Origin of the sequence: Amycolatopsis rhizosphaerae (assembly GCF_007713715.1) — a bacterium.
Lineage (GTDB): Bacteria > Actinomycetota > Actinomycetes > Mycobacteriales > Pseudonocardiaceae > Amycolatopsis_E > Amycolatopsis_E rhizosphaerae.
The window spans coordinates 1-5,239 of the sequence record NZ_VJWX01000498.1; the positions used below are offsets into that span (position 1 = coordinate 1).

Consider the following 5,239-nt stretch of genomic DNA (forward strand, 5'->3'; position numbering starts at 1 on the left):
GCCCCGGGACCGAAACGCCCCTGCCCCGGCCCGTGCTCGGTTCGCGCCCCGCCCCGGCGGGCAGCGTGGCCGCGGTGACCACGATGACCGGGGTCTGCGAGCCGGGCGACATCGTGGCCAACCGGCTCGACCCGTGGCACGGGGCCTGGTTCCACCCCTACTCGTTCGCGCGCCTGGAGGTGGTGAGCGCGCCCGCGATGGACGCCACCGCCGAAGACGACCGGTTCGTGGTGGACGTGACCTTCCGGGTCGGTCCCCGGCTCGGGGTGCCCGTGCGGGCCGAGTTCCGCTGCCCCGATCCTCGGACGGTGACCATGCGCATCGTCTCCGGCGAGGGAGCGGGCAGCGTGGTCGAAACCCACGCCACCCCGCTCGGCCCCGGGCCCGACGGCAGGCCCCGCACCGCCGTGCTGGAGGCCACCATCGCCACCTCCGGACGCACCGGGTTCGCGCTCGCCCGCCGCGCCGCGCCCGTGCTGCGGCCCCTGATGCGCCACGCCGCGTCGCGGCTGTGGCGCGACGACCTCGCCTACGCCGAACGCCGCTACGCGCTGCGGGAGTCGCGGTCGGAGTGGGGCCACACGTAGGGCAGATCGGGCGGCACCCCGGGGAACCAGCGCCCGTAGTAGTCCGGGTCCTTGCGCATCAGCGCCGACTGGTGGCTGCGGTGGAACGCGAGATCCCCCAGCCAGTTCGGCAGATCCCCGGTCTCGGCCAGTTCCGGTTCGGTGCGGATCAGGGTGTGCCCGCGGGCCCGGGAGTAATCGCGCCGCAGGGTGTCCTCGCAGGTGTCGGCGCGGCCCTCGCGCCGCCAGACCTCGCACACGGTGAGGCCGTACCGCGTCAGCGCCTCCTCGTAACCGGCCCACATACGCACCGCCGGATGGTGCCGCCAGCCGTAGCTGGGCACCGTGAGCGCCCGCAGGATCTGCAGCGCCTCCACGCGCTGCCTGCCAAGGCGCAGCGGGTCGAGCACCGACGCCGAGGCCCCGAAATCGGGATAGGGCAGGAACGTCTGCATGATCAGCCCAGCCGGGCGAGGGCGCGCAGGGCCCGGGTGCGGCCGCGGGTGGGCACCGTGGTCAGTGCGTGCCCGGCGACGCCCCACCCGGCGAGCAGGTGGTTGGCCGCGAGCCGCCCGGTGACCGCGGCGCGTTCCATCAGCGCCACCGGCAGGTCGACCCGGATCCCGTCCCCGGCCAGGGCCAGGCCGGGGACCGGGCCGGCGATCCCCGGCCGCCCGAAGAACGTGCCCGGGGCGAACAGGGGGCAGTCGGCCCGCCATGCGGCGTGGTCGTCCAGGATCCGTGCCCGCCGGGTCTCCGGGTACACCTCGTGCAGCCGCGCCAGCAGCCGGTCGCCCGTCCCGTCCGGTTCGCTCACGGCGTAGGCGTGCACCTCCACCACCGAACCGCCCGAGCGGTGCGCCCACGCGGCCGCGTCCCGGTCGTACCGGTCGAGCACGCTGATGTTGTCCAGGGGCGGCATCCCGCCGGTGGCGAGGAAGGCGGGGCGGTCCTCCCGCACCGGCCGGTCCAGCCACAGTCTCCGCACCAGAAACGGCGGCGCGTTCTCCTGCCGGGCGATGCGCTCCCGCCATTCGGGCGGGCCGAGCGGCGAGCCGTCGACCAGGGCGCGCAGGCCGGCGGGATCCAGCGCCAGCACCACGCCGTCGGCCGGGTAGGCCCGGTCCGCGTGTACCACGAAACCCTCGCCGTGCCGCTCCACGGCGGTGACCGCGGTCGCCGGATGCGCGACGGTGCCCAGCCGGGCCAGCCGGTCGGCCAGCGGGGGCCACAGCTGGTGGAACGGTGCGGTCGGCACGTCGAACAGCAGGCCCTCGGCGGAGCCGAGGAAGTACAGGTGGAACATCAGCGCGAGTTCGCCCGCCGAGAGCCGGCGCGGCGGGGCGAAGAAACTGCGCGAGAACACGTCGAACGCCAGATGCCGGGCCGCCTCGGGAAACCGGACGCGGGCGAGGAACTCCTCGGCATCGACCGCGTCGAGCAGGCGGTAGATGCCGGGCACGGTCACGTCCAGCAGGGGCAGTGCCGCGCGAGGGTCGACCCGCAGCAGGTCGGTCACCGTGAACGTGGGGCTGCGCAGGACGAAACCGGCGGCGTTCCACGGCGGGGTGCGCGGCAGGCCGCGGAAGGTGTCCACCCGGCCGTCCGGGCCCGCGAGCGGGTAGTCCGGCAGCGGCCGCAGTTCGGCGCCCGCACGGGCCAGCAGTGCCCGCAGCGTGTAGTACTGCCGGAAGAAGGCGTGGAACCCGCGGCTCATCCCGGTCGTGCCGCCGTCGGTGAGCGTGACCGTCCAGCCCCCGGCCCGGCCACCCCAGTAGGGCCGCCGCTCGAACAGGTCGACGGCCACCCCGCGTTCGGCCAGCGTGGTCGCCGCGGACAGCCCGGCGATACCGCCGCCGATCACCGCGACCCGCCGTCCTTCTTCGGCGCGCGGCCGTCCCGCGGGGGCGGGATGCCGCTCCCTCAGCCGGTCCCTCCCCAGCCCGTTCACGAGCGGGGTCTCCTGTGTTCTGCGGGACACCCGCACCCGGTGTGTTCTGCGGGACACCCGTTTCGTTCATGCGGCCTCCGCGCCAGGAAGGTGTGCGTGATGCCCCGCTGCCATCCCGGCATCGTGTGGGCGGTGACGCCGCCGAATCCGGCCCGCTCCAGCCGGGCGGCGAAGGCCGTGGCGTCGTCGAAGGCGGTCACGCTGCGCCACAGGTACCGGTACAACCCCGCGTCGCCCGACACCGCGCGGCCCAGCGGGATGATCACCGACCAGCACACCGCGTGCCAGATCAGGCGCGCGGCCAGGCCGCCAGACAGGCTGTAGTCGTGCACCACCAGCACCCCGCCCGGCCGCAGCAGCTCCCGGAACGCGGCGAGCGTGGCGTCCGGTTCGGGCAGGTTGCGGACCAGGTAGGCGGCGAACACCGCGTCGAACGGTTGCTCCCCGGCGAGGTCGGCCTCCTCGATGCGGCTGTGCACGAACCGCACGCTCTCCGGCCAGTGCTTGCGGCGTGCCCGGACGAGCATGCCCGCCGAGGCGTCCACCGCGACGATCCGCGCGCGCGGCGCGGCGGCGAGCACAGCGGCGGTGGAGGCGCCGGTGCCGCAGCCCGCGTCGAGCACCCGCCGCGCCCCGGCGGGGATCGCGGCGGCCGAACGGCGCAGCTGCGCGTGGTAACCCGGGTTGAATCCGACCAGCCGGTCGTAGCTGTCCGCGCCGCGGTCGAACGCGGCAGGCACGCTCATGCGGCCCGGCCTGGCGCCCGGCGGCCCGCCCGCACCCACAGCAGCAGCGTCAGGGTGATCAGGCTGAAGCCGAACAGGTAGTCCTCCACCGGAATGTCGAAGGGGAAGCGCAGGCCGGTCAGCTCCGCGTGGTCGTACCGGACGATGGGGGAGGACAGCTTCGTCAACCAGCCGTCCGCGCCGATCTGGAAGGCGAAGACGATGGCCATCGTGATCCAGTAGCCGGGGCGGCGGAACAGGCCGGTGCGCAGCCACAGCAGTTCCAGCGCCACCACCACGGGCACCGACGCCACCGCGGGCAGGGTGTAACCGAGTTCGGTCATCGGCGCGCCCTGCCGAGCAGGCGTTCGACCGTCTCGAACGACAGCAGCCCGCACAGCGGGATGACCAGGAAGAACAGCGCCTCCTCCAGCGGCAGGCCGAACGGCAGGCGCACGCCGAGCAGGTAGCGCGGGTCGTAGTCCCAGACCCCGTTGACCACGGCGAGAACATCCCAGGCAACGAAGACGGCGGCCGCGGGCAGCACGGCACGTGCCAGCCGGGCCGGCTGGCGGTACACGCGGGAGCCGGACAGCTCCAGCGGTAGCGTCACGGCGAGGCAGGCGCCGAGCAGGAACAGGTACTGCCAGTGATCCATCGCCTCCACCCTCCCGGCTGTAGTCGGCGACAGCAGTACTGCCCGCATCGGGCCCCCGGGAAACACCGGGCCGCCTCCGCCGGGATGACATCCACCGGCCGTGTTCCGCACCGGTGCCGTTCACCCGCGGTTCGGCTTCGGGGACAAGGCTGTGCCGGACATCGGACCGACCGGTACCCGACGGCCTTCGACCGGCCCGGATTTCCCGGCCGGTTCCCTGGGTAAGGAGCAGCAAATGCGCAGAGGGCATCGTGCCGGCCTGGCCGCGGCGGCGGCCGTGGCGGTGGCCGCGAGCCTGGGAGCGGCGGCCCCGGCCACCGCCGCGGCGGAGGGGTACACCTTCGCGGTCATCGGCGACATCCCCTACGGCGCGACCCAGATCGCGAACTTCCCGAAGGTGGTCGCGCAGATCAACGCCGACCCGGCGGTGCAGTGGGTCGACCACCTCGGTGACATCAAGAACGGGTCCACGGTCTGCAGCGACGAGTACTTCCAGCAGATCAAGAGTGACTTCGACCAGTTCGCCGACCCGCTGGTCTACACCGTCGGCGACAACGAGTGGACCGACTGCCACCGGCCGAACAACGGCGGCTACAACCCGCTGGAGCGGCTGGCGAAGATCCGCCAGGTGTTCTTCCCGCAGCCCGGCCGCACCCTCGGGCAGCACGCCGCTCGCGTGCGGACCCAGGCCGGGCAGGGGATTCCGGAGAACGTCCGGTGGGAGCGCGCGGACGTCGCGTTCGCCGCGGTGGACGTGGTGGGCAGCAACGACAGCCTCGCCCCGTGGACCGGGCAGACCGCGCCCACGCCACAGCAGGCCGCCGAGGTGCTGGCCCGCACGTCCGCGGTGATCCAGGAAATCCACGACACCTTCGCCGACGCGCGGCGCCACCACGACCGCGCCGTCACGGTGCTCATGCAGGCCGACATGTTCGACCCGACCGTCACCAACCCGTCATTCGCCGACTACTACGGCTTCCAGCCGATCGTCGCGGCACTGGCCAGGGAGGCGGCGGAGTTCGACGGCCCCGTGTACCTGTTCAACGGTGACAGCCACGTCTACAACAGCGACCAGCCGCTGGCCGCCGGGTCGAAGTGGCTGTCGTTCTACGGGATCACCAGCCCGGTGCCGAACCTTTCCCGGGTGACCGTGGACGGCTCCACCGGAGTGAACAACTACCTGCGCGTCTCGGTGCAGGAGCGCGGGCTGCAGGTACTGACCTGGACCCGCGTGCCGTTCAACTTCTGAAGCCGCGCCCGGTTGCGGGTTGCGGGCTGCCGTGAGGGCCTGCCGTGGCCGTGAAGGGTCCCTTCACAGTCGATTTGACTGTGAAGGGAC

Annotated in this window: 7 protein-coding genes; 2 read left to right on the forward strand and 5 right to left on the reverse strand. The window is 73.3% G+C overall.

What is annotated here, in order from left to right; all coding sequences use genetic code 11:
- Window positions 1–587: DUF5914 domain-containing protein (locus FNH05_RS31505; protein WP_222426764.1), on the forward strand; the 587-nt coding region annotated here is incomplete at its 5' end.
- Here FNH05_RS31505 and FNH05_RS31510 read toward each other — a convergent pair.
- From FNH05_RS31510 to FNH05_RS31530, 5 genes are read right to left on the reverse strand one after another with little or no spacing between them, the layout of a single operon-like run.
- On the reverse strand, window positions 545–1,021 hold the full coding sequence (locus FNH05_RS31510) for an MSMEG_6728 family protein (protein ID WP_144592495.1): 477 nt from the start codon (window positions 1,019–1,021) through the stop codon (window positions 545–547). The genes FNH05_RS31505 and FNH05_RS31510 overlap by 43 nt on opposite strands.
- Before the next feature lie 2 nt (window positions 1,022–1,023).
- Window positions 1,024–2,517, reverse strand: coding sequence for an FAD-dependent oxidoreductase (locus tag FNH05_RS31515; protein WP_425458506.1), 1,494 nt, complete (start codon window positions 2,515–2,517; stop codon window positions 1,024–1,026).
- Entirely contained in the window at window positions 2,514–3,263 is a 750-nt protein-coding gene (locus FNH05_RS31520; RefSeq protein WP_144592496.1) for a class I SAM-dependent methyltransferase, read from the reverse strand. The genes FNH05_RS31515 and FNH05_RS31520 overlap by 4 nt, the downstream gene beginning before the upstream one ends.
- Window positions 3,260–3,586: a lycopene cyclase domain-containing protein gene (locus tag FNH05_RS31525; RefSeq protein ID WP_144592497.1), complete on the reverse strand. Its 327-nt coding sequence runs from the start codon at window positions 3,584–3,586 to the stop codon at window positions 3,260–3,262. Before FNH05_RS31525 ends, FNH05_RS31520 begins: the two co-directional genes overlap by 4 nt.
- A complete protein-coding gene (locus tag FNH05_RS31530) occupies window positions 3,583–3,900 on the reverse strand; it encodes a lycopene cyclase domain-containing protein (RefSeq protein WP_144592498.1) in 318 nt (105 codons plus the stop codon). The genes FNH05_RS31525 and FNH05_RS31530 overlap by 4 nt, the downstream gene beginning before the upstream one ends.
- 235 nt (window positions 3,901–4,135) lie before the next feature.
- Here FNH05_RS31530 and FNH05_RS31535 point away from each other — a divergent pair, with 235 nt between their 5' ends.
- Entirely contained in the window at window positions 4,136–5,149 is a 1,014-nt protein-coding gene (locus tag FNH05_RS31535) for a hypothetical protein (protein ID WP_186382831.1), read from the forward strand.
- The last annotated feature ends 90 nt before the right edge of the window (window positions 5,150–5,239 follow it).